Annotated in this window: 3 protein-coding genes; 1 reads left to right on the top strand and 2 read right to left on the bottom strand. The window is 71.6% G+C overall.

The window, feature by feature from the left end; all coding sequences use genetic code 11:
* Positions 1–195 (bottom strand): hypothetical protein (locus AC2W7M_RS25955; protein WP_486136023.1); only part of this gene is annotated, 195 nt, incomplete at its 3' end.
* Positions 196–217: 22 nt separating this feature from the next.
* Here AC2W7M_RS25955 and AC2W7M_RS25950 point away from each other — a divergent pair.
* Entirely contained in the window at positions 218–772 is a 555-nt protein-coding gene (locus AC2W7M_RS25950; RefSeq protein WP_486136021.1) for a DUF2244 domain-containing protein, read from the top strand.
* Positions 773–776: 4 nt separating this feature from the next.
* Here the strand turns inward: AC2W7M_RS25950 and AC2W7M_RS25945 are convergent, their stop codons facing one another.
* Entirely contained in the window at positions 777–1,073 is a 297-nt protein-coding gene (locus tag AC2W7M_RS25945; RefSeq protein WP_486136020.1) for a cupin domain-containing protein, read from the bottom strand.
* Positions 1,074–1,167 lie beyond the last annotated feature (94 nt).

The raw sequence follows: 1,167 nt of genomic DNA, 5'->3' as shown, positions 1-1,167 counted from the left end.
CGCCGCCGCCTTGCCGGCGGCGCGCTGGTGCGGCTTGGCCTGCGCAGAGAGCGCCGGCGTCTTTCCCGCCTTGGTCGTTGCCGTTGCCGTTGCCGATGCCGTGGCCTTGGCCTTGGCCGTGTCGGCGCCGGCGGACGCGGCCCGCTTGGGGGCGTCGGCGACGGGAAGGGATGGCGCTTTGGTCTTGTGCGGCATTTTTCCCGTATACTGAGCAGCCATGACCGATGCCAGCCGAAGCGAAGCCACAGACCTGCGAGCGGATGCGCACGCGCCGGCCGTCCTGCTCGACGAGCCGGAGATCTATGCCGTGACGCTGGCGCCGCACCGCTCGCTGAGCCAGCGCGGCTTCCTGACCGTCATGGCGGCCGTGGGCGCGGTGAGCTTCGTCGCCGGCCTCGTCTTCCTGGCCATGGGGGCGTGGCCGATCTTCGGCTTCTTCGGCCTCGACGTGCTCATCATCTATGTCGCCTTCCGCGCCAATTTCCGCTCCGCCAAGGCGCGCGAATACATCCGCGTCACGCCGAGCGTGGTGGAGGTGCGGCGCGTGCCGGTGAAGGGTCGGGAGCGCACCATCCGCCTCAACCCGTTCTGGACCCGCATCTGGCGCGAGGACGACGAGGACCACGGCACCCAGGACGTGGCGCTGGTGAGCGGGCGGTCCACCGTGCCTGTCGGCCGCTTCCTCGGGCCGGAGCAGAAGGGGGCGCTGGCGGATGACCTCACCGCCGCTCTGCAGGCGGTGAAGCGCGGCGTCACGCGCTCCACCTTCTGAACGCTCACACGAACGGTCGCAGCAGCACGCCCAGCAGCCCGCGAAAGCGCAGCGCGCCGTCCACGGCGACGAGACAGACGCAGGGGCCGTCCGCGTCGACCACCGGGGCGTGATCGACCTCGCCGTCCACCTCCACGAGGTCGCCGGCGACATAGCGCCCGCGATGGTCGTGATAGGCGCCATGCAGCACCTGGGTGAATTCCAGGCCCGCATGGGTGTGGTCGGGGATGCCGCGGCCGGCGCCGATGTCCAGCAGCATCACGTTCGCCTTGGGATCGCCGGGCACGCCGACCCGTCCCATGCGCACCCCGGCGCGATCGGCCGCAGCGGGCCGATGGCGCAACCGGCGAGCGCCGCGGGCAGAACGAAGCCGGGGGGAAGGCCGGCCGCCCCTT

This window comes from Xanthobacter sp. BG11Y11_SDJG (assembly GCF_057364445.1).
Note: the sequence above shows the minus strand (reverse complement) of the source record. Positions and strands in the feature narration are given on the sequence as shown.